This window comes from Phenylobacterium sp., from assembly GCF_030697305.1.
Lineage (GTDB): Bacteria > Pseudomonadota > Alphaproteobacteria > Caulobacterales > Caulobacteraceae > Phenylobacterium.
In genome coordinates this window covers 26,086-46,661 of record NZ_JAUYQL010000112.1, presented here as the reverse complement: position 1 = coordinate 46,661, position 20,576 = coordinate 26,086, and the positions used below count along the sequence as shown (strand labels likewise).

General features: G+C 70.3%; 21 protein-coding genes and 1 pseudogene. 6 read left to right on the top strand and 16 right to left on the bottom strand.

What is annotated here, in order from left to right:
• The 3 genes from Q8R27_RS11725 to trxA form a co-directional block, all read left to right on the top strand.
• Positions 1 to 182: hypothetical protein (locus tag Q8R27_RS11725; protein WP_305699191.1), on the top strand; the 182-nt coding region annotated here is incomplete at its 5' end.
• Positions 179 to 3,694, top strand: coding sequence for a double-strand break repair helicase AddA (gene addA, locus Q8R27_RS11720; protein WP_305699190.1), 3,516 nt, complete (start codon positions 179 to 181; stop codon positions 3,692 to 3,694). The genes Q8R27_RS11725 and addA, both read left to right, overlap by 4 nt.
• Before the next feature lie 75 nt (positions 3,695 to 3,769).
• Positions 3,770 to 4,108: a thioredoxin gene (gene trxA / locus Q8R27_RS11715; RefSeq protein ID WP_304930182.1), complete on the top strand. Its 339-nt coding sequence runs from the start codon at positions 3,770 to 3,772 to the stop codon at positions 4,106 to 4,108.
• A 31-nt stretch (positions 4,109 to 4,139) separates the two neighbouring features.
• On the opposite strand, the gene Q8R27_RS11710 is transcribed toward trxA, so the two are convergent.
• From Q8R27_RS11710 to mtgA, 11 genes and pseudogenes are all read right to left on the bottom strand, one after another.
• Positions 4,140 to 5,414 carry a folylpolyglutamate synthase/dihydrofolate synthase family protein gene (locus tag Q8R27_RS11710; RefSeq protein ID WP_305699189.1) on the bottom strand — a complete coding sequence of 425 codons (1,275 nt, stop codon included), beginning with the start codon at positions 5,412 to 5,414 and terminating at the stop codon, positions 4,140 to 4,142.
• A 32-nt stretch (positions 5,415 to 5,446) separates the two neighbouring features.
• Positions 5,447 to 6,355 (bottom strand): acetyl-CoA carboxylase, carboxyltransferase subunit beta, encoded by a 909-nt coding sequence (accD, locus tag Q8R27_RS11705; protein WP_305699188.1) that lies wholly within the window; start codon positions 6,353 to 6,355, stop codon positions 5,447 to 5,449.
• Positions 6,356 to 6,364: 9 nt separating this feature from the next.
• Positions 6,365 to 7,195 (bottom strand): annotated as a pseudogene (gene trpA, locus Q8R27_RS11700) (tryptophan synthase subunit alpha).
• A complete protein-coding gene (locus tag Q8R27_RS11695) occupies positions 7,192 to 7,632 on the bottom strand; it encodes a hypothetical protein (RefSeq protein WP_305699187.1) in 441 nt (146 codons plus the stop codon). Before Q8R27_RS11695 ends, trpA begins: the two are co-directional and overlap by 4 nt.
• Positions 7,633 to 7,634: 2 nt before the next feature.
• The gene (gene trpB / locus Q8R27_RS11690; RefSeq protein ID WP_371134690.1) at positions 7,635 to 8,819 is read right to left on the bottom strand and encodes a tryptophan synthase subunit beta; all 1,185 of its coding nucleotides are present in this window, start codon (positions 8,817 to 8,819) and stop codon (positions 7,635 to 7,637) included.
• Between the two features lie 78 nt (positions 8,820 to 8,897).
• Entirely contained in the window at positions 8,898 to 9,539 is a 642-nt protein-coding gene (locus Q8R27_RS11685; protein ID WP_304928316.1) for a phosphoribosylanthranilate isomerase, read from the bottom strand.
• Positions 9,540 to 9,570: 31 nt separating this feature from the next.
• A complete protein-coding gene (locus Q8R27_RS11680; protein WP_305699185.1) occupies positions 9,571 to 10,707 on the bottom strand; it encodes an FAD-binding oxidoreductase in 1,137 nt (378 codons plus the stop codon).
• A 131-nt stretch (positions 10,708 to 10,838) separates the two neighbouring features.
• Positions 10,839 to 11,528, bottom strand: coding sequence for a pseudouridine synthase (locus tag Q8R27_RS11675; protein WP_304928321.1), 690 nt, complete (start codon positions 11,526 to 11,528; stop codon positions 10,839 to 10,841).
• A gap of 38 nt (positions 11,529 to 11,566) precedes the next feature.
• A complete protein-coding gene (locus tag Q8R27_RS11670; RefSeq protein ID WP_305699184.1) occupies positions 11,567 to 12,466 on the bottom strand; it encodes a class I SAM-dependent methyltransferase in 900 nt (299 codons plus the stop codon).
• Between the two features lie 132 nt (positions 12,467 to 12,598).
• Positions 12,599 to 13,717, bottom strand: coding sequence for an alanine dehydrogenase (ald, locus tag Q8R27_RS11665; protein WP_305699183.1), 1,119 nt, complete (start codon positions 13,715 to 13,717; stop codon positions 12,599 to 12,601).
• A 51-nt stretch (positions 13,718 to 13,768) separates the two neighbouring features.
• A complete protein-coding gene (gene mtgA, locus Q8R27_RS11660; RefSeq protein ID WP_305699192.1) occupies positions 13,769 to 14,440 on the bottom strand; it encodes a monofunctional biosynthetic peptidoglycan transglycosylase in 672 nt (223 codons plus the stop codon).
• A gap of 148 nt (positions 14,441 to 14,588) precedes the next feature.
• Between mtgA and Q8R27_RS11655 the strand changes: the two genes are divergently transcribed.
• On the top strand, positions 14,589 to 15,251 hold the full coding sequence (locus Q8R27_RS11655) for a nitroreductase (RefSeq protein WP_305699182.1): 663 nt from the start codon (positions 14,589 to 14,591) through the stop codon (positions 15,249 to 15,251).
• On the opposite strand, the gene Q8R27_RS11650 is transcribed toward Q8R27_RS11655, so the two are convergent.
• The 3 genes from Q8R27_RS11650 to Q8R27_RS11640 form a co-directional block, all read right to left on the bottom strand.
• Entirely contained in the window at positions 15,248 to 15,496 is a 249-nt protein-coding gene (locus tag Q8R27_RS11650; RefSeq protein ID WP_305699181.1) for a DUF5961 family protein, read from the bottom strand. The two genes, Q8R27_RS11655 and Q8R27_RS11650, sit on opposite strands and share 4 nt — an antisense overlap.
• 81 nt (positions 15,497 to 15,577) lie before the next feature.
• Positions 15,578 to 16,525, bottom strand: coding sequence for a toll/interleukin-1 receptor domain-containing protein (locus Q8R27_RS11645; RefSeq protein WP_305699180.1), 948 nt, complete (start codon positions 16,523 to 16,525; stop codon positions 15,578 to 15,580).
• 116 nt (positions 16,526 to 16,641) lie between these two features.
• Positions 16,642 to 18,300 carry a hypothetical protein gene (locus Q8R27_RS11640; RefSeq protein WP_305699179.1) on the bottom strand — a complete coding sequence of 553 codons (1,659 nt, stop codon included), beginning with the start codon at positions 18,298 to 18,300 and terminating at the stop codon, positions 16,642 to 16,644.
• Between the two features lie 243 nt (positions 18,301 to 18,543).
• On the opposite strand from Q8R27_RS11640, the gene Q8R27_RS11635 reads away from it, so the two are divergent.
• Together Q8R27_RS11635 and Q8R27_RS11630 are read left to right on the top strand one after the other, a co-directional pair.
• On the top strand, positions 18,544 to 19,080 hold the full coding sequence (locus tag Q8R27_RS11635; protein ID WP_305699178.1) for a hypothetical protein: 537 nt from the start codon (positions 18,544 to 18,546) through the stop codon (positions 19,078 to 19,080).
• A 32-nt stretch (positions 19,081 to 19,112) separates the two neighbouring features.
• Positions 19,113 to 19,307 carry a DUF1059 domain-containing protein gene (locus Q8R27_RS11630; protein WP_305699177.1) on the top strand — a complete coding sequence of 65 codons (195 nt, stop codon included), beginning with the start codon at positions 19,113 to 19,115 and terminating at the stop codon, positions 19,305 to 19,307.
• Positions 19,308 to 19,356: 49 nt separating this feature from the next.
• Here the strand turns inward: Q8R27_RS11630 and Q8R27_RS11625 are convergent, their stop codons facing one another.
• Together Q8R27_RS11625 and Q8R27_RS11620 are read right to left on the bottom strand one after the other, a co-directional pair.
• A complete protein-coding gene (locus Q8R27_RS11625; RefSeq protein WP_305699176.1) occupies positions 19,357 to 19,632 on the bottom strand; it encodes a hypothetical protein in 276 nt (91 codons plus the stop codon).
• A gap of 61 nt (positions 19,633 to 19,693) precedes the next feature.
• Complete coding sequence (locus tag Q8R27_RS11620; RefSeq protein WP_305699175.1) at positions 19,694 to 20,446, bottom strand: hypothetical protein; 753 nt, start codon at positions 20,444 to 20,446, stop codon at positions 19,694 to 19,696.
• Positions 20,447 to 20,576: the final 130 nt, after the last annotated feature.

Here is a 20,576-nt window from a genome sequence, read left to right as displayed (position 1 = left end):
AACTGGCCGAGCGCGAACTGGCCCGGCTGGTCGATGGCGTCGCCGCCTTCGACGACGAGGCCCGGCCCTATGTCTCCTGGGCGGCGCCGCATATCCTGGGCAATTTCGGCGGCAACTACGACCATCTGGCCCGGGTCTGGGAATGGCACGTCGTCGGCGGCGAGGACGAGGCCCCCGAATGACACATGTCCCGTCGACCTTGGCGCCCCTGGAACAGGCCCGCGCCCACCAGCGCACCGCCGCCGACCCCGGCCGCTCGGTCTTCGTCACCGCCAACGCCGGCTCGGGCAAGACCACCACCCTCGTCGACCGGGTGGCCCGGCTGCTGCTGCAGAAGGCCCCGCCCGGCGAGATCCTCTGCGTCACCTACACCAAGGCCGCCGCCGCCGAGATGCAGGCCCGGCTGTTCGACAAGCTGGGCCGCTGGGCCGTGATGGACGACGCCGACCTGTCGCGCGACCTGGCGCAGCTGGACGACCGCGACCCCGCCCGCCTGACCGCCGCCGACCTGTCCGACGCCCGCCGCCTGTTCGCCCGCGCCCTCGAGACGCCCGGCGGGCTGAAGATCCAGACCATCCACGCCTTCTGCGAAAAACTGCTGCGCCGCTTCCCGATCGAGGCCGGCGTCTCCCCCACCTTCAGGGTGCTGGAGAACGAGGCCGCCGTCGCCCTGTCGCATGCCGCGCGCGAGGACCTGGCCCGCGCGGCGCTGGCCGATCCCGACGGTCGGTTGGGCGCCGCCTACGCCCATTTCGCGGTCGAGCTGGACTGGAAAGCCTTCCACGCCCTGTTGGCCATGATCGAATCGGAACGCGGCAAACTGGTCGCCTACGTCGACCGTTGGACCTCGGGCTTCGCGCCCGGCCCGCACATCCTCGCCGGCGTCTCCGAGGACGAAACCCCGTCGGCGATCGAAGGCGATTTCCTGAGTTGGCTCGACCCCGCCGCCTGGCGCGCCGCCGCCGACGGCTTCGCCACGGGCTCGACCAACGACCAGAAGATCGCCGCCCGGATGCGCGAGGCGGTCCCGCCGCACACCAGCCTGGCCGCCCTGAAGGCGCTCTTCATCGACTCGGAGGGCAGGGCGCGGACCAAATTCGGCACGAAGAACGCCCCGCCCGCCGCGGCGGCCTACCTCGACTCCGTCTCGCACAAATACTGCGCCGTCCTCGACCGCATGCGCGCCGCCCGGGTGGCCGACGACACCGTCAAGGCCCTGACCCTGGCCCAGGCCCACGCCGCCCTCTACGAGAGCGCCAAGGCCCGGCAGGGCGCGCTCGACTTCTCCGACCTGGTAGTCCGGACCGTGGACCTGCTCACCCAGCGGTCCACCGCCGCCTGGGTGCTGTTCAAGCTGGACGGCGGCATTGAACATGTCCTCGTCGACGAAGCCCAGGACACCGCCCCCGACCAGTGGGCCATCTTCAAGGCCCTGACCGAGGAGTTTTTCTCGGGCGAGGGCGCCCCGCGGCGGGGCGAAACCGTCCCCCGCATCCCCCGCACGGTCTTCGCCGTCGGCGACGAGAAACAGTCGATCTACTCCTTCCAGGGCGCCCGCCCCGAGCGGCTGCGGCAGGAGGCCCAGGCCTATGAGGCCCTCGCCCGCGGCGCCGGCCGTCCGTTCCAGGAAGTGCCGCTGGACACCTCCTTCCGCTCGACCGAGGAGGTGCTGGCCTTCGTCGACGCCGCCTTCGAGGGGCCCGAGCGGACCCGCGCCCTGGTCGGCGTCTCGGGCGACATCCCGACCCACCATCCGGCCCGCGTCGGCCAGCACGGCTCGGTCGACCTGTGGCCGCTGTTCCGGGATCCGGCCGCGCCGGACCGCGAAGCCTGGAACGCCCCGGTCGACAAGGAGGACGCCCGCGGCGGCCGCAAACAGCTGGCCCAGGCCCTCGCCCGCGACATCCGCAAACAGGTCGAGGCCGGGACCGCCGTCCATGACCACAGGAGCTCCGAAGGCCTGCGCCCCGCCCGCTGGGGCGATTTCCTCGTGCTGGTCCGCCGCCGCGACGCCCTGTTCGAGGAGATCATTCGCGCCCTCAAGGCCGAGGCCGTGCCCGTCGCGGGGGCCGACCGGCTGAAGCTCAGCAGCCATATCGTCTTCGACGACCTGATCGCCGCGGCCCGTTTCGCCCTCTACCCCGACGACGACCTGAGCCTGGCCGAGGTCCTGCGCAGCCCCTTCTGCGACGTCAGCGATTTCGGCGACCCGCACAGCCTCTACCCCCTGGCCGACAAGGAGGCCCGCGCGGGCCGCTCCCTGTGGCGCACGCTGCGCGAGCGGGCCGGGGAACAGCCGCAATGGGGCCGCGCCCATGATTTCCTCCAGGCCGCGCTCGACGCCCGCGACCGCGACCCCTTCGCCTTCTTCTCCAGCCTGCTGAACCGGGTCGACGCTGCCGGCGTCTCGGGCCGCGCCCGCATCCTCGCCCGGCTGGGCCGCGAGGCCGAGGAGGCGATCGACGAGACCCTGGCCCAGGTCCTGGCCGCCGAGGGCCGGGGCGGCGTCGATCTGGAGACCTGCGTCGCCCTGCTGGAAGCTGCCGACGTCGAGGTCAAGCGCGAGATGGAGGGGGCCCGCGACGAGGTCCGGGTCATGACCGTCCACGGGGCCAAGGGGCTGGAGGCGCCGATCGTCATCCTTCCCGACACCACCTCGCGGGCCAAGCCGCAGGGCCCGACCCTGATGCCCGCCGCCGGCGAGGACGGCGCGGAGGGCGAGGGCTGGCTGATGTGCCCCGGCTCGTCGAAGGACGACTGCCCCGCCTCCAGGGCCGCGCGCGAGGCCCGGGTCGCCCGCACCGACGCCGAGTCCCTGCGCCTGCTCTATGTCGCCCTGACGCGCGCGCGCGACCGGCTGGCAGTCATGGGACGGGCGCTCCGGCGGCCGGAGGAAGGCTTCGAGCCCGGCAGCTGGTGGAGCGTCATCGCCGAAACCTTCGCCCGGTTGGGCGAGGATGAGCCGCTCAACGCTCGCGACATCGGCGACGGCGTGCTGCGCTTCGGCGTCGATCCGGAGCGCCTTCTCGCCGGAACCATCGGACGCGCGCCATCCGCCGTCGTTCCCGCCTGGGCGCGGGAGGCTCCGGCGGCCGATGGAACCGCCCGCTTCGCCTCGCCCTCGAAGATGGACGCGCTGATCCGCATTCCCGCCCCCTCGCCGCTGGCCGTGACCGCCGGACCCGGCGCGCCCCTGGGCCGGTTCCGGCGCGGCGATCTGATCCACCGGCTGCTGGAGCGGCTGCCCGATATCGCCCCCGATGCGCGGGCCGACGCCGGTCGCCGCATGATGTCGCGGGAGCGGGACCTAGACGACGCGCAGCGGGCTGAGATGATCGCCGCCGCCTTCGCGGTGCTGGACGATGCGCGGTTCGGGCCGGTCTTCGGTCCGGGATCACGCCCCGAGGTGGCCGTAACCGGGACGGTCGCGGGCGTGGCCATCGCCGGACAGATCGACCGTCTGGTCGTCGCGCCCGACCGGGTGCTGGTGGTGGACTACAAGACCAACCGGCCCGCCCCGGACAGGATCGGGGACGCCGACCCCGCCTATGTGCTGCAGATCGCCCTCTACGTCGCCGTGCTGAGGCAGTTGTATCCCGACCGCGCAGTCGAGGCGGCCCTGGTCTGGACCGACGGTCCGCGCCTGATGCCGGTCCCGCCGGCGATGATGGACGACGCCCTGATGTTGATTTGAGCGCCGCGACCGCCCACATCCGCTGCGAAGCGCCCGGTTCGCCCCGGGACCCCGCCCATCTGGAGAATTTTCCCCATGGCCACCGTCAAGGTCACCGACGACAGCTTTGAAGCCGACGTCCTCAAGTCGTCCACCCCCGTGCTGGTCGATTTCTGGGCCGAATGGTGCGGCCCCTGCAAGCAGATCGGCCCGGCCCTGGAGCAGATCGCCGACGAACTGGCCGGCCAGGTGGTGATCGCCAAGGTCAATATCGACGACAGCCCCATGATCCCGTCGAAACTGGGCGTGAAGGGCATCCCCACCCTGATGCTGTTCAAGGACGGCCAGATGGCCTCGATGAAGGTCGGCGCCATGCCCAAGGGCAAGATCGTCGAATGGCTGGCCGAGGCAGGAATCGGCCAGGCCGCCGCCTGACTCCGGCGCCGGCCCGCTCCCCCGGCGGGCCTCAGTCCGGCCAGGTCTCGCGCGCCGCGCCCAGCACCTCGCCCGCCAGATAGAGCGAGCCGCAGATGACCACCCGCCCGGCGCCCAGCGCCAGGGCCCGGGTCAAAGCCTCTTCGATCGAGGCGCAGGGAGTCGCGCCGAGCCCGCGCCCGCGCGCCACCGCCGCCAGGGCCTCCGGTTCGGCCGCCGCCCCCTCGAAGGGCACGGTGAATACCGCCGCGCCGGAGGCTTTCAGCGCCTCGAAGAAACCGCCCGCGTCCTTGTTGGCCAGCATGCCGACGACCAGGGCCAAAGGCCGCGGCGCCCTGGCCTGCCGTTCGGCCAGCGCCGCCGCCAGCGCCGCCGCCGCATGCGGATTGTGCCCACCGTCCAGCCACAGTTCGGCGTCGGCCGCCCGCGCAGCCTCGGCATAGGGGCCTGCCGTCAACCGCTGCATTCGCGCCGGCCAGCGAACCGTGCGCAGCCCCTCGGCGATGGCCGTCTCGGGCAGGTCCAGTTCCAGGGCGACCGCCACCGCCAGCCCGGCGTTGTCGATCTGGTGCGGACCCGTCAGAGCCGGGACCGGCAGGTCCAGAAACCGCTCCGGGTCCTGGAAGGCCAGGCCGCCGCGCTCGGCCCAGGCGTCGAAATCCACCCCCATGACGGTCAGGGGCGCATGCACCGCCCGCGCCGCCGCCTCGATGGCCGCCATGGCCGTCTCGGCCTGACGGGCGATCAGGCCGCGCGCGCCCGGCTTGAGGACGCCCGCCTTTTCCACCGCCACGCCATGCAGGCTGTCGCCGAGGAATTCGGCGTGGTCGAGGTCGACCGGGGTGATGACGCTGAGCAGCGGCCTCTCGATCACATTGGTGGCGTCGAGCACCCCGCCGAGACCGACCTCGACGATGGCCAGGTCGGCCCGCGTCTCGCTCATGGCCACAAAGGCGGCGGCCGTAGCGCTCTCGAACACCGTCGCCTCGCTGCCGACTGCTTCGATACGGTCGAGAATGGCGTTCAGCGCCTCGTCCTCGATCAGCGTGCCGGCCAGCCGGATGCGTTCATTGAACCGCACCAGATGCGGCGAGGTATAGGCGTGGACCGTCAGCCCCGCCGCCTCGGCGATGGCGCGGATGAAGGCGACCGTCGAACCCTTGCCGTTGGTGCCCGCGACATGGACCACCGGCGGCAGCCTGTGCTGGGGATCGCCCAGACCGGCGCACAACACCCGCATTCGGTCCAGCGACAGATCGATGCGCTGCGGATGGCGTAGCCTGAGCCTCTGGGAAATCGGATCCACTACCCTTCTCCCCTTGCAGGTGGAGGGCGCATTCAAGCCGCCCGGCGCTTCCCGCCCATCAGCATCGACAGGATCCGGCCCAGGGTCTCGGGCAGCTCCGCCCGCGGCACGACCTTGTCGACCATGCCCTTCTCCTGCAGATATTCGGCGCGCTGGAAGCCGGGCGGGAGTTTCTCGCGGATGGTGGCCTCGATCACGCGCGGGCCGGCGAAGCCGATCAGGGCCCCCGGCTCGGCCAGATGGACGTCGCCGAGCATGGCGTAGCTGGCGGTGACCCCGCCGGTGGTGGGATCGGTCAGCACCACGACGAAGGGCAGCTGCGCCGCCTTCAGCTCCTGGATGGCCAGGGTCGTGCGGGCCATCTGCATCAGGCTGAGGGCGCCCTCCTGCATCCGCGCCCCGCCGGCGGCGGTGAAACAGACCAGGGGCACGCCGCGTTCGATGGCCGCCCGGGCCGCGGCGATGAAGGCCTCGCCCGCCGCCATGCCCAGCGATCCGCCCATGAAGGTGAAGTCCTGGACGATGACCACCGCCGGCGTGCCGTCCAGTTCGCCGAAGCCGATGGCCATCGCATCCTTGCGGCCAGACGCCTTGCGCGCGGCGGCCAGACGGTCCTTGTAGGGCTTGCCGTCCGAAAATTTCAGCGGGTCCTCAGGCACGTCCGGCGTGTCGATGGTCTCCCAGGCGCCGTCGTCGAAGGTGGCGCGCAGCCGCGTCGGGGCGTCGATCCGCATATGCCGGCCCGAGGGCGTGACCCACAGGCTGGCTTCCAGATCCGGGCGGTACAGCATCTCGCCGGAATCGGGGTCCTTGACCCACAGATTGTCGGGCGTATCGCGCCGGCTGACGATCTTGCGAACGCCGGGCGCGAAGCGCGACAGCCAGCCCCCCCGTCGTTCCTGGGGTTTTTCCTGGGGTTTGGGAGGGTTCTTCTCAGCCATGGGCGCGCTTTAGACCGTTTCCGCGACCCGCGCACCCCGGACCGCGTCCGCGAGGGCCTTCACCTTCGCCAGAACGCGCGGAACGGCGGGTTCGTTCGCCGCCAGCGCCGCCGCCACCTCGTCGACCAGCACCGAACCGGCCACCACCGCATCGGCGACCCGGGCGATCTCCGCCGCGCGCTCGGGCGTCCTGACCCCGAAGCCGACCGCCACCGGCAGGCCCGAGGCCTTGCGCACCCGCTCCACCGCCGGGGCCACGGACAGGGTCTGGGCCTCCTAGACCCCGGTCACGCCGGCGACCGAGACATAGTAGACGAAGCCCGAGGTCCGTTCGGCGATCAGTTTCAGCCGCGCGTCATCCGAGGTCGGCGTGGCCAGCCGGATCAGCGACACCGACGCCGCGTCCAGGGCGTCCGACAGCGGCCCCGCCTCCTCCGGCGGGCAGTCGACCACGATCACCCCGTCGACGCCGCTGGCGGCCGCGTCGCGGGCGAAGGCGGCATGGCCATAGCTCTCGATGGGATTGAGATAGCCCATCAGGATCACCGGCGTGTCCGCGTCGCGGGCGCGGAAGTCGCGGGCCAGGTCCAGGGTCCCACGCAGCGTCAACCCGGCCTTGAGGCCGCGCAGGGCGGCGCGCTGGATCGGCGGCCCTTCGGCCATCGGGTCAGAGAAGGGAAATCCCAGCTCGATGATGTCCGCGCCCGCCGCCGGCAGGCCGCGCAGGATCTGCAGCGCCTCGTCCCGCGTCGGGTCCCCGGCCATGACATAGGCCACGAACCCGGCCCGGCCGTCGGCCTTCAGCGCGGCGAAACGGGCGTCGATGCGTTGGGTCGTCATTCAGCGGGCGGCGCGGGCGTCGCCAGCGGAGCCGGCTGGTCCGAACAGACGTCGCCCGGGATCGGGCCGAGCCCGAGGTAGCCCACAGCCTCCGGGCCCGTGGGCAGGGAGGTGTTGTAAAAGGCGTGCATCTGGAGACCGTCGCAGCCGCCGCCGTCGCGGCGGCGCACGAACACCACGCGGTTGTCGTCGCCGCCGGCCGGGATCCAGCCCCGGGTCTGGAGGTCGGCGATATAGGCGTCGGCCAGGCCCCCAATTTCCGTCAGCGGGGCGCTGACGCAGAAGGCCCTCCCCGCGAGGCCGTACAGATTGCCGCAATCCGGGGCGAGGGTCGCGCCAGGAAGCACCATGGCCTCGGGCGAGGCGGCCGGGTCCTGGCCCGCCGTCGCCGGCGGGGCCAGCAAGGCCGCCGCGGCGGCCAGAACGATCATATTCATCTCTACAACTCCACGCCCAGATGTTTCGCCACGGCGAAAATGTCCTTGTCGCCCCGCCCGCACATATTCAGCACGATATCGCCGCCCTGGCCCACTTCCTTCGCGATCTCGCCGACACGAGCCAGGGCGTGGCTGGGCTCCAGCGCCGGAATGATCCCCTCCAGCTTCGAACACAGCTGGAAGGCTTCCAGCGCCTCGGCGTCGGTGGCGGCGCGGTATTCGGCGCGGCCGATGTCCTTGAGCCAGGCGTGTTCGGGGCCGATGCCGGGATAGTCGAGACCGGCCGAGATCGAATGGCCTTCCAGAATCTGGCCGTCGTCGTCCTGCAGCAGATAGGTGCGGTTGCCGTGCAGCACCCCGGGGCGCCCGCCCTGCAGGCTGGCCGCGTGATCCGGACCGTCCAACCCGCGCCCGGCCGCCTCGACCCCGATCAGACGCACGCCGGCGTCCTCGATGAAGGGGTGGAACAGGCCGATGGCGTTCGACCCGCCGCCGATGGCCGCGACGCAGGCGTCGGGCAGCTTGTCCTTGCGGGCCAGCATCTGGGCCCGTGTCTCCTTGCCGATCACCGACTGGAAGTCGCGCACCATGGCCGGATAGGGGTGCGGCCCGGCCGCCGTGCCGATCAGATAATAGGTGTCCTCGACATTGGTGACCCAGTCGCGCATCGCCTCGTTCATGGCGTCCTTGAGCGTCGCCCGGCCCGCCGTCACCGGCACCACCTCGGCTCCCAGCAGCTTCATGCGGAAGACATTGGGTGACTGCCGCTCGACGTCGGTGGCACCCATATAGACGATGCATTTCAGGCCGAAACGGGCGCAGACGGTCGCTGTCGCCACGCCGTGCTGGCCAGCGCCGGTCTCGGCGATGATCCGGGTCTTGCCCATCCGCATGGCCAGCAGGATCTGCCCCATGCAGTTATTGATCTTGTGCGCGCCCGTATGGTTCAGCTCGTCGCGCTTGAACCAGATGTCGGCGGCTCCGTAGTGGGCGGTCAGCCGCTCGGCCAGATACAGCGGGCTGGGCCGGCCGACATAGTCGGTCAGGAAGCCGTCCAGCTCGGCCTGAAAGGTCGGATCGGCCTTGGCCGCCTCATACGCCGCGTTCAATTCATGAACCAGCGGCATCAGGGTCTCGGCCACGAACCGGCCGCCATAGGGACCGAACCGGCCTTCGGCGTCAGGCATGGCGTAGCGGTTGGGGATGATGGCGTTCACGGATGAAGCTTTCACGCACAATCGGGCTTTTTGGGGAGGCGACGGAAATCAGGCCGACCGCACCGCCTCGAGGAACGCCGCGATCAGGGCGGGGTCCTTAACACCCGGCGCGGTTTCCACGCCAGAGGACACATCCACCAGCGGCGCCCCTGAGACCCGGATCGCCTGCGCCACATTGTCCGGGGTCAGGCCCCCTGCCACGAACCATGGGCGACGAAAGGCCCGGTCGGCCAGCAAGACCCAGTCGAACCGCGCCCCGACCCCGCCCGGCAGATGCGACCCCTCGGGCGGTCTGGCGTCGAACATCAGATGATCGGCGAACGGCTCCCAGTCGTCCGCCTCGGCGAAATCCTCATGCGTCCGGATCGGCAGGACCTTGATGATCCCCGCCCCGGTCAGCAACCGGACCCGCTCGGCCCGCTCGCGCGTCTCATGGCCGTGCAACTGGACCAGGTCCGGCTTCAGGATCAGGGCGATCTCGGTCAGCAGGGCGTCGTCGGCGTCCACCGTCACGGCCACCACCTTCGCCTTGCCCCGCGCCCGTTCGAACAGGGTCGCGGCGTGCAGCGGGTCGATGTGGCGCGGGCTCTTCGGAAACACCACCGCCCCGACGAAGGCCGCGCCGCCCGCCAGCGCCGCATCCAGCGTCCTGGGCGTGGTAAGGCCGCAGATCTTGGCGTGGGCGCTCATCCGCCGCAGTTGCCCCCGCCGTCCGCCGGGGTCAAGGCCGGTACAGGTCTGCGTCCGGGTCGACCCCGCCGCGCAGCGCTGTGGACACCACCTGCGAGGCGATCACCGAATAGGTGATGCCGTTGCCTCCGAACCCCATCACCGCCCAGGCGTGCTCCATGTCCGGCACCGGCGCGATCGAGGGCAGACCGGTCGCGCTCTCGCCGAACGCCCCCGCCCAGCTGTAGTCGACCTCGAATTCGACTCCGGGCAGCAGGGCGTGGAGTTTCTTCACGATGGTCTCGCATTTCCGCTTCAGCTTCGCCTGATCCGCATGGGCGTCCGGCGTCGCCTCGTCCTCGCCGCCGACGATCAGCCGGCCGTCCCCGCCCATGCGGAAATAGAGGTATGGATCCGACGCCTCCCAGACCAGCGTCTCGCGCAGCCACGCCGGACAACGCTGGCGCGGCTTCGAGGCCATGGCCCAGGTCGAGATCACCTCCGCTCCCGGCGTCGGCACGCCCCTGGGAAACTCGTAGCCGCAGCAGAACACCACCGATTTCGCCCGCACCGCATGGCCCGCGTCGGTCAGCAGGGTGACGCCGTCCGGATCGCTGGCGGCCTCCATCACCTCGACCCGCGAATACACCCTGGCTCCGTTCTCCTGCGCCCGTCGCAGCAGGGCCGCCGCCAGCCGCGCCGGATCGCCGCTGGCCGAGCCGCGGCTGACGATGGCGCCGGTCCGGTCGACGCCGAAGCGATCACGCAGGGCCTCCGGGCCGATATATTCGCTCTCCAGTCCGATCGCCTCCCGCGCCTCCGCCTCGGCCTCCAGCGCCCGGTGGCCATAGGCGTCGCCGGCCAGATACAGGGTGTCCTTGTCCTTCAGCCCGCAGACGATCCGCTCCCCGGCCACGATCCGCTTCAGGGCATCGACCGCCGAGCGCGAGCGCAGCCAGGCCCGCTTCGCCTTCGCCATCCCGACCTTCCCGGCCAGGGCCGTCAGCGGCAGGTCGATCTCCCATTGCAGCAGGGCGGTGGAGGCCACGGTCGATCCGGTCAGCGGCGGCCGCCGGTCCAGCACCGCCAACGAATGATCCCGGCTCAGTTCATGGGCCATGAAGGCGCCGCTGATCCCGGCCCCGACGATGGCGACATCGACCGAAATCGCCTCTTTCAGCGGCCGCACCGGCACGCCCAGCCCCGGGGCTGTCGGCCCACAGCGACCGCCCCGTGCGCAGGTCTCTCTTGATCGTCGCCCCGGTCATGCCGTCTCCGCTGCAAGCGCAGCGATAAGTCGGCCGCGGCGCAGCGGTTCCGTCAGGCGAAGACCAGATCGATCTGGTCCTGATCCAGCAGCCGCCAGTCCCCCGGGGCCAGATCGTCCGGCAGGGCCAGGCCGCCGACCCGTTCGCGGTGCAGGCCCTCGACGTGGTTGCCCACCGCCGCGAACATCCGCCGCACCATGTGATAGCGCCCCTCCGTCACCGTCAGCCGCGCCTCGGTCGGCGACAGCACCTCCAGCACCGCCGGCGACAGCGGCTTGTCCTCGCCCTCCAGCACCAGGCCGCCGGCGGCGAACACCGCCTCCTCGGTCCCGTCCAGCGGCCGCGCCAGGGTGGCGCGATAGACCTTGGCCACATGGCGTTTGGGCGAGATCACCCGGTGCAGCAGGTCGCCGTCGTCGGTCAGCAGCAGCAGGCCCGTTGTCTGTTTGTCCAGCCGGCCGATGGTCGAAATGGCCGGGTCGCGCCGCCGCCAGCGCGGCGGCAGGACGTCATAGACCAGGGCCCCGTCCTCCTTGCGCGAACAGGTCATGCCCAACGGCTTGTGCAGCATCATCACCAGCCCCGGCGGCGGATCCAGCGGCTCGCCGTCGATCTCCATCCGCGCCGGCAGGTCCGGCGTCACCGCGATGCGCTTCGACACGTCTGTCAGATCGGCCCCGTCCAGAACGATGCCGCCGGCCTTGCCCAGCCGCGCCATCTCGGTCCGCGAGCCATAGCCCATCGAGCCCAGCAGCTTGTCGACGCGCGCGGTGGGGGTTTTCACTTGATGGCCTCGAACACCTTGTAGCCGCCCGCGTCGGCGGCCATCCGCACGCGTTTGAAGGCCGCGTTCAGCTCGGCCTCATAGGGCAGGTGGCGATTGGCCACGAGCCACAACACCCCGCCCTTGCCCAGCATGGCCGCCGCCTGCCGGATGAAGGCCTGCCCCAGCCGCTTGTCCTCCGCCCCGCCGTCATGGAACGGGGGATTGGTGACCACGAAGTCGAGGTCGCCCGCCGCCTCCAAAGTCCGCGCATCGGCCCATTCGAACGTCGCGCGCGGGTCGGTCACATTCTTCCGCGCCGCCGCGATCGCCCGGCGGTCCAGATCGATCAGCCGCAGCGAGGCTGCCGCCGGTGAACCCAGCACCACCGTCGCCAGAGCGCCGTAGCCGCAGCCCAGATCGGCCCCGGCCCCCTTCAGCGCCGGCGCGGTCTGCGCCAGCAGCAGCGACCCCGCGTCGATCCGGTCCCAGGCGAATACGCCCGGCTGCGACCAGGCCTCCAGCCCCTCGACCAGACGCGGCGCCCCCGCCGCGATCGCCTCATCGATTCCGATCAGCGTTTCCGGCCGGATGACGACGCAGCGGCGGTGGTGCGCCTTGGCGCTCTCGCCGACCTCGACGCCGAAGCCCTCCAGCTCCTTCTTCAGCCGCGAGCCGCCCTTGTCCTTGGCCGCCATGACGTCCAGCCGCCCGCCCGGCTTCAGCGCCTTCAGCGCGAGAGCCAGGGTGTGGCGCCGCTCCAGCACGCCGGGCGGGGCATAGATCATGACGGCGTCGGCCGAGCCTTCGGCGACATCCTCGAGCGATGTCGAGCCCGGGATCAGCGGAGAAACCTGCGTCGCCGCGCCGGGCGGATCGAACACCGCCGGCGGGCGGCCATACAGAAGGGTGGTCATGGCGCGGCCTATAGCCGGATTGCCGCGCCGCGCGAACCCGGCCTTCCTTCCCGTCCCCTCCCCCCCTGGAGCCTGACCGGTTGAGGAGGGCGTCCGGGCCGACTTCGCTCCAGGAAGGGGAAGGACCTGCGATCAGCCCTTCGCCCACACCCCGAACGGATCGCTCCAGGGCATGTCCAGCGCCTCGGCGACCGCCGGATAGGTGATCTCCCCCTTCAGGACGTTGAGGCCGCGCGCCAGGTGAGGGTTCTGCTTCAGCGCTTCGAGCCCCTTGTCGGCCAGGGCCAAGCCGAACGGCAGGGTGGCGTTGTTGAGGGCTTCCGACGAGGTGCGTGGCGCGGCGCCCGGCATGTTGGCGACGCAATAGTGGACCACGTCGTCGACGACATAGGTGGGGTCTTCGTGGGTCGTGGCGTGGCTGGTCTCGAAACAGCCGCCCTGGTCGATGGCGACGTCGACCAGCACCGAGCCGGGCTTCATCTGCTTGAGGTGTTCGCGCTTGATCAGCTTGGGCGCCTCGGCCCCGGGGACCAGCACGGCGCCGATGATGACGTCGGCCTTGACCAGTTCTTCCTCGATCGCGCCGATCGAGGAATAGCGGGTGATGACGCGGCCGTTGGTGACCTCGTCGATATAGGCCATGCGCGGGATCGAGCGTTCGAGGATCACCACCTCGGCGCCCAGACCCATGGCCATGCGGGCGGCGTTGAAGCCGACCACGCCGCCGCCCAGCACCAGCACGCGGGCGGGGGCCACGCCCGGGACGCCGCAGAACAGCAGCCCCATGCCGCCGTTGTGCTTGAGCAGGGTCTCGGCGGCCGAGAAGACGGCGATCCGGCCGGCGACTTCCGACATCGGGGCCAGCAGGGGCAGACCCTTGCGGTCGTCGGTGACGGTCTCATAGGCGATGGCGGCGCATTTGGAGGCCAGCAGGCCCTTCGTCTGTTCCGGATCCGGGGCCAGGTGCAGGTAGGTGAACAGGATCTGGCCAGGCTTCAGCCGCGCCCACTCCTGGGCCTGCGGCTCCTTCACCTTGACGATCAGTCCGGCGCTCGCGAACACCGCCTCGGCGCTGGCCTCCAGCGTCGCGCCGGCGCGCCTGTAGGCCTCGTCTGGGTAACCCGCGTCGGCTCCGGCTCCGGCCTCGACCACCACCTGGTGGCCATGCACCACATATTCGCGCGCTGCGGTGGGGGTGAGCCCCACGCGATGCTCGTCAGGCTTGATCTCCCGCGGGACGCCGATGCGCATGGGGCAGCTCCTTGATCGCCGTGGAACGGCTGCACGCCGCCCGATCCGTCACTAACGCAGGACGCAGGCCGCCAGACCATCGCGGCGCACGGTTCCTGCCGCAGCCCCGATCCTTCCCGAGCGGCGCTTCACGTAGGGCCCGGGAGCGGCGGCGCGCCATTTCAGCGGGCTGGGCAGGATCGCCGCCAGCCGCGCGGCCTGGGCCTGCGACAGCTTGTCGGCGCCGACCCCGAAGTTGCGCCTGGCGGCCGCCTCCGCGCCGTACACCCCCGGCCCCCATTCGATGGAGTTGAGATAGACCTCCATGATCCTGGGCTTACCCCACAGGAACTCGATCAGCACCGTGAAATAGGCCTCCAGGCCTTTGCGCACGTAGGAGCGCTGCGGCCACAGGAAGACGTTCTTGGCGGTCTGCTGCGAGATGGTCGACCCGCCGCGGATTTTGTTCGGCCGCCGTTCGTTGTTCTTCATGGCCCTTTCCATGGCCGCGAAGTCGAAGCCGTGGTGGTCGCAGAAATGCGCGTCCTCAGCCGCGATCACCGCGCGGACGAGCGCCGGCGAGATCCGCTCCAGCGGTCGCCAGCGCCGGTCGAAGCCCCGTCCGTCGACCGTGCGCTCGATCATCAGATAGGTGATCGGCGGCGGTACGAACCGATACACCGCGGTGACCAGCACCGGCCCGATGAAGCCGAACACAAGCACCAGCGTGAACAGCGTGCGCATCATGCGACCGAACAGGCCACGGCGCGGCGCCTTGGGTTCTCGGCTGCGGGCAGGCTTGGCGTTCACGCGCGGCTTCCTTGCGTCACCCCCAGGGAGCGTGCTTGCGATGCGCCGCAATCCGGGTCAAGTCGCGCTGAGGAGCCTGCCCATGAACGTGTCCGAAGCCGTCGCCAACCGGATCAGCATCCGCGCCTTCAAGACCGACCCCGTGCCGGGCGCTCTGGTGCGTGAGATCCTGCAGGCCGCGGCCCAGAGCCCATCGGGCGGCAATCTGCAGCCCTGGCGCGTCTACGCCCTGGCCGGCGAGGCGCTCACCGAATTCAAAGCCGCGGTCGCGGCGAACCCTCTAGGCCAGCCGCCGCAATACGCCGTCTACCCGGCCAACCTGTGGGACCCGTTCCGCACGCGGCGCTTCCAGAACGGCGAGGACCTCTACCGGTCCATCGGCATCCCGCGCGAGGACAAGCCGGCGCGCCTGCGCCAACTCGCCCGCAACGCCGAGTTCTTCGGCGCGCCGGTTGGCCTGTTCTTCTGTCTCGACCGCAATCTTGGCCCGCCGCAGTGGGCGGACCTCGGCATGTTCATGCAGAGCGTGATGCTGCTGGCCGTGGAGCGGGGGCTGGACACCTGCCCGCAGGAATACTGGGCCAACCACTGGCGCACCGTGGCCGATTTCCTCGGCTTGCCGGACGACCACATGGTGTTCTCTGGCATGGCGCTGGGCTATCGCGACGAGGCGCACGCGATCAACACCCTGCGCGCCAGCCGTGACCCGTTCGACGTCTGGGCCGAAATGCGCGGCTTCGACTAATCGCAGGGGGCCGCGTCGCCGGAGCCCAGGTCGATGCGGAAGCAGTGGCGCTCGCCGCTATCCTGGTCCTCGACCATCACCGAGGCCTCGCCATCGCCGTCCGCATCCACCCCCCACTCCATCGCGAAGTGTACGGCGGCGTCCTCGAACGAAGCGCCTTCGACCATGTGCGCACGGCCGGGCGCACCCTCGGTCGCGTGGACGGAGAATGACCTGAGCGGGCTGGCGGCGGGGGTCGGGGTCATCGCGATCTCCTCGGGACTGCAAGCGTAACGCAGTGTCCGTGGAAAGGATTCATCCGGCGACTGCGGCCGGGCAGGTCCGCGTCAGAACGGGATGTCGTTCGACTGGTCTTTCTTCGCGGCGACTTCGCGATCGCGGGAGACGGCCTTGCGCTTCGGGCGGGCGACCGGCTTTTCGTCCTCGACCAGCACCGCCTGAGCGGCCAGCAGAACCGGCGCCGCGGCGACGGCCTGCACCGGCGCCGCGACCGGCGGCGGCGCAGCGGCGACCTGGGCCGTTGGCGCGTGCTTGCCGCCCAGCAACTTCGGCGTCGCCAAGCCGATCACCGCTAACGCGGCGACGCCGGCGGCCAGCAGGGCCGCACGCCACAGTCCAGGCGAACGGCGGGCCGGCGCCTGGTGTTCGTCGTCGGCCTCTTCTTCCGCGTCTTCGTACTCCACCTCGGCTTCGGTGTCGTCGTTGGCCAGCACCGGCAGCGACGTCGAGTAGGGGTCGAACGCCTCCTCGGGCTCGGACTCGACCTCGGGCTCCTCGACGGGCGCGGCCTTGGCGACGCGCGGCTTGGAGGGGGTGATGACGGGTGCGATGACCGGCGCGGGCGCCGCGGCCTGAGACGGCGCCTCAACGGGATGGCCCTCCAGCGCCCGGCCGATGCGGCGGCACAGCTGATCGATCGACGACTCCCAGTCGGAGAACACGTCGATCCACTGACGGGTGGCGAATTCGTAGGCGAAGGCGTCGTTCGGCGTGACATCCTCAATGCGCAGCGGGATGACGATCAGCTTTTGCTGGCTAGCCAGCGCCAGCTCCTTGGTCATCTCTTCGGAGGTGTTGGAATTGGCTGTGAAGACCAGCAACATGATCTTCGCGCGCCGCAGAGCCTGGACGATCGAGACCTGGAAGTTCTCGCCGGGTTGGATGTCGCGGGCGGAAATCCAGCAGGCGAACCCGCGGCTTTCCAGCGCTGAACACAGCGTTGTAGCCACCTTCACGTCCTTGGACGCAAAGCTAATGAATATACTGGCCGACATTACAACAATCCCATCCCCCGAATGAGCTGCTCAATTCGAAGACCCTGGAAGCAAAAAACGCAACCTTAATATTCGGTTAACGCAATAAATTATGCCTCAGTGACCGCGTCGGCGGCTCACAGGCGGAACAGACGCCTACGATCTGTGCCGTCCCGCCAGTGACTGGATTCGGCGAGATGGACGTTGACGGCGGCGCGTCCAACGTCCTGCAGGGCGCTGTAGGATGGCGCCGGTCCGAGGCGTTTTGCAAGGCTGTCGAGGGTGTTGGCGATCCGGCGGCTGCGCGCGCTGTGTTCCTGGAATTCGAGCTTGGCCTCCAGTGCGATGCTGGCGGCCGCCACCGCGGGCACCACGGTGCCGGTCATCGAGACCGCGCCGGAGATCCAGTGCGGCAGGTCGTGCCCGAAGCCGAAGGCGTGCACCGTGACGTAGAGAGCAAACACCACGAACAGGAACAGCAGGCTGACATCCTCGACGATGTGGATCCGGTGGGCGATCCGCGCCTCCCTGATACTGATCGCGTGGTGATAGGCCGCCTGTCCCTGCACCAGTTCGTTCATCGCCCAGGCGCCCCATGACCGAACGCGCTCGGCGTCGAAGGGCCCGTTCGGCAATCCCGCCAGCCGCGCCGCCTCGCGCCCCGGACGATTGTCGAGCTTCACCGCCCCCGGCGTCGCGCCGCCGACGCCGATCACCCAGCCGGCGCGCGCCAGCCGGATCTGTTCGGCCAGGAACCGCTGTTCGCTCCAGCGTTCGTGCTGGCGGGCGTCCCGGGCGGTCGCCCAGACCAGCAGGCCCAGGGCGCTGAGCGCCAGTTCGATGCAGACCGCGGTCACCTTGAACTCCGGCCACACCGCCGGCGCGGAGCCGACCAGGGCGGCGGTGATCATCGCCAGCACCAGCAGGACGAGTTCAGACCGGTGGATCGCCGACAGCCGGTTGGCGATGCGATCGGCCCGAAGATAGACCTCGCTGAGCAGGACGAAGCCCGGCTGGGCGGCCAGGCTGGCCGGGACCGGCACGTCGGGCGCCGACATGTCCACCCGTCCCCCCAGCAGGCTGCGGAACGTCGCATAGGTCCGCCAGAGCGAGCGGTGCAGGAATTCGTCGAGCTCGGCCTTCCAGCCGGCGACCGGCTCGCGCGGCGGGGCCGGGGTCGCCGCGGCCGGCGTCAGCAGCTCGCGCAGACTGTCCTCGGTAGCGATCTCCACGTGGTCCAGCCCGCCGCGCTCCAGCAGCTCCTGGAACTCCGGAAAGTGGAAATCCGCCGGCAACCGCTCGGGGCGGATCAGCCGGATCGGATGCGGCTCCATCGGCTTGATCCACAACACCGGCAGACCGACCTCAAGCGCGCAGAGCACCGCGTCGGCGGTGCCCCCGGCGCCCTTCGCCGGACCGCCGGTCCAGACCACCACCACCAGGTCGGCCGCCTCGACGATCAGCCGCGTCTGCTTCAGGTGCGGATTGCGTCCCTGGGCTTCCGCCGCCGCGCCGTCCAGCAGGGTGACGCTGTCGGCCAGACCGCCCGGACCAACCTTTGAGACGTCGGGATCATCAAGGAACGGCAGCACCGCGTGCACCGGCCCCAGCCCCGCCTCGCGCCAGGCCGCGGCCGCCAGTTCGTCGGCGCCCGACGCCAGGCCGCTGAGCAGCCGCGCCTCGCCGACGCCGGTCGCCTTGATCAGCGCGAACGTCGCGGCCAGCGCCGCCGAGGCCTGTTCGCGGTGGCCGAGGTCATCGGGGCGGTTATGGCCCGCGAACGCGATCTGAATCATCCAGGCGCCCCCGCGCAGGCCGTCCACCGCCTGATGCGGCGCCCCGGCGACCCTAGACAAGGCGGAACGGCAGGATTTGCCAAGCCCAAAGCCGCACATCTTCCGCTGTCTACCAAGGAGGCGCGCGGCGCCGCGTTTTCAGCCGCAGACCCGCCAGTTCCGATCGTGAGGGAAACCGCCGAACCGGTATCTTGCGTCACCCCTCACATGGGGCCATCGTGCTGAAGCTTGGGAGGCTTGGCCATGGACGCTCGTTTCGCCTACGTCGCCGCTTGCCTGACGCTAACCGCCTGCGCCACCACGCAAGGCCCGGCCCAGGTCGGCGTGACCACGCCTTCCGCTCAGCCGTCGAGCGCAGCCTTCCGCTCCACCGATTTCGCCTGGTCCACGGCGCCCGGCCGCGCGGTCATCCAGGGACAATTGACCTTCCGTCCCAACGGCGTCGGCTATAGCTGCGCCGCCGCCGGCGTGGTCGCCACGCCCGACACCCCCTGGGTGCGCAGCCGCATGCAGATCCTCTACAATTCCGCCGAGGCCGCCTCGCTGCCGGCTGAAGAGGTGCGCCGCCGCACGCCGCCGGAGCGCAGCCAGGACTATTCCAGCTTCGTCAAACGCGCGACCTGCGACGCCGTCGGCCGCTTCAGCTTCACGGGCGTTCCCGATGGCGCATGGTACGTGATCACCGTCGCACGACCCGTCTACGCCGGTTCCGGCAAGGATATGGCGCTGATGCGCCGCGTGGTCATCCGCAACGGCAAGACGGTCAACGTCAAACTCTAAGGCGGGGGAGAAGGCTCTTTTAGGAGGACGCCATGAGCCGGAAATTCATCGACTGCCGCGAATACCCCAGTGAATCGAATTGCACGGTCGCCATTTCCGCCGACACCGAGGACGAGCTCCTGAGCGCCGCCGCGCAACACGCCGTCCAGGTCCACGGACACGAAGACGGCCCCGAGCTCCGCGCCCAGCTCCGCCAGATCATCAAGGACGGCGCCCCCGCCGCCTAACGTCATGAACGCCGATCGCTTCGACCTGGCGTGAACCCGGCGGCGTGTTCTAGCGCTCGAACTCCGCGTCCGTCCTGGGCGCGCCCGGCGCTTGCCTGTCCAACGACTCCCGATAGGCGACGCAACCGCGCAAGAAGCGTGGCCATTCCGGAACTTCGATCTCCGGATCGACGCCTTCGGGCAGCAGCGCCCACATCCTCGGATGGTGCCAGCACAGCGCGTGCCCGGTCGCATCACGATGCTCGCGGATCGCCGCTCGCAACCGCCGCACCTCCACCCTCAGGGCGTCGGCGCTCATGTCTTCAAGGTCCTGGTCGGGAGCCATCGACGCCTCCTCACGCCTCATCCAGAACGAGGCGCGGCTGCGTCGGTTCATCTGCGCCGGGTCAATCCGGCGCAGCGTACGTCGGGTCCATCTGCCGCCAGCCGCTTGGAGCCTCGCCGCCCTCCTGACCCACGACCACATTGCCCGCGCCGTCGGTGTAGGCCGTCGATCCGTGGGGAACGAAGGTCTGCACGCCGCCGCCGTTCACGGTCGTTCCTTCGTAGATGTAGTCGTTGAAACGCCCCGTATTGCGCTCGGCGGCCGCCTGGCCGTTGGCCCAGGTCTGGTTCATGGCCGCATAGCTTTCCTGCCGCGCCTGATGCGCCGCCTGGCCCGCGGCGGCCTGCGCCCCCAGCCGCGCCATGTTGGCGGCGTGGTTGGCGTTCATCTGCGAGCGCCAGGCATCCATCTGCGCCGCGCCCTGCGCCCCGGCCTGCATCACCTGGGCGCTCTCGGCGTATGCCTTCAGGATGTTCTGCGACATGGTGATGAGCATCTCGCAGGCGCGCTGGTCGCCGGCGCGGCAGGCCTGCCCTGCCTGGGCGAGCTGCTGATCCTGACCCGCAAACGCGCCAAGCGACTGGCACGCCAGCGTGTTGCCGGTTTGGCACTGCTGTTGGCGGATCGCGTACAGCCCCTGCAAGGCCTGCTGAGCCGCGTTCGCCGACGGTTGCGGGGAGCCGCCCTGAGGCCCCGGCTGCGGACCGCCCTGAAACGCCTGCTGCGGGTCCCTCGGCGCCGTGGCCTCGCCGCCGCCTTCACCGCTGCACGCCGCCAGAGCCAGCAATAGACCTCCGAGAACGAACCGCCTCATGCAATGCCCTCCGACCACGCCCAAGCTAACCGCGGAAGGCGCCGCCGAGTCCAGTCCGGCCCGCAGAGTCGTCCGCCGCCCGACGTTGCGGTCTCGCTTACAATGCGGCTTTCCGTAGACTGTTGGCAGG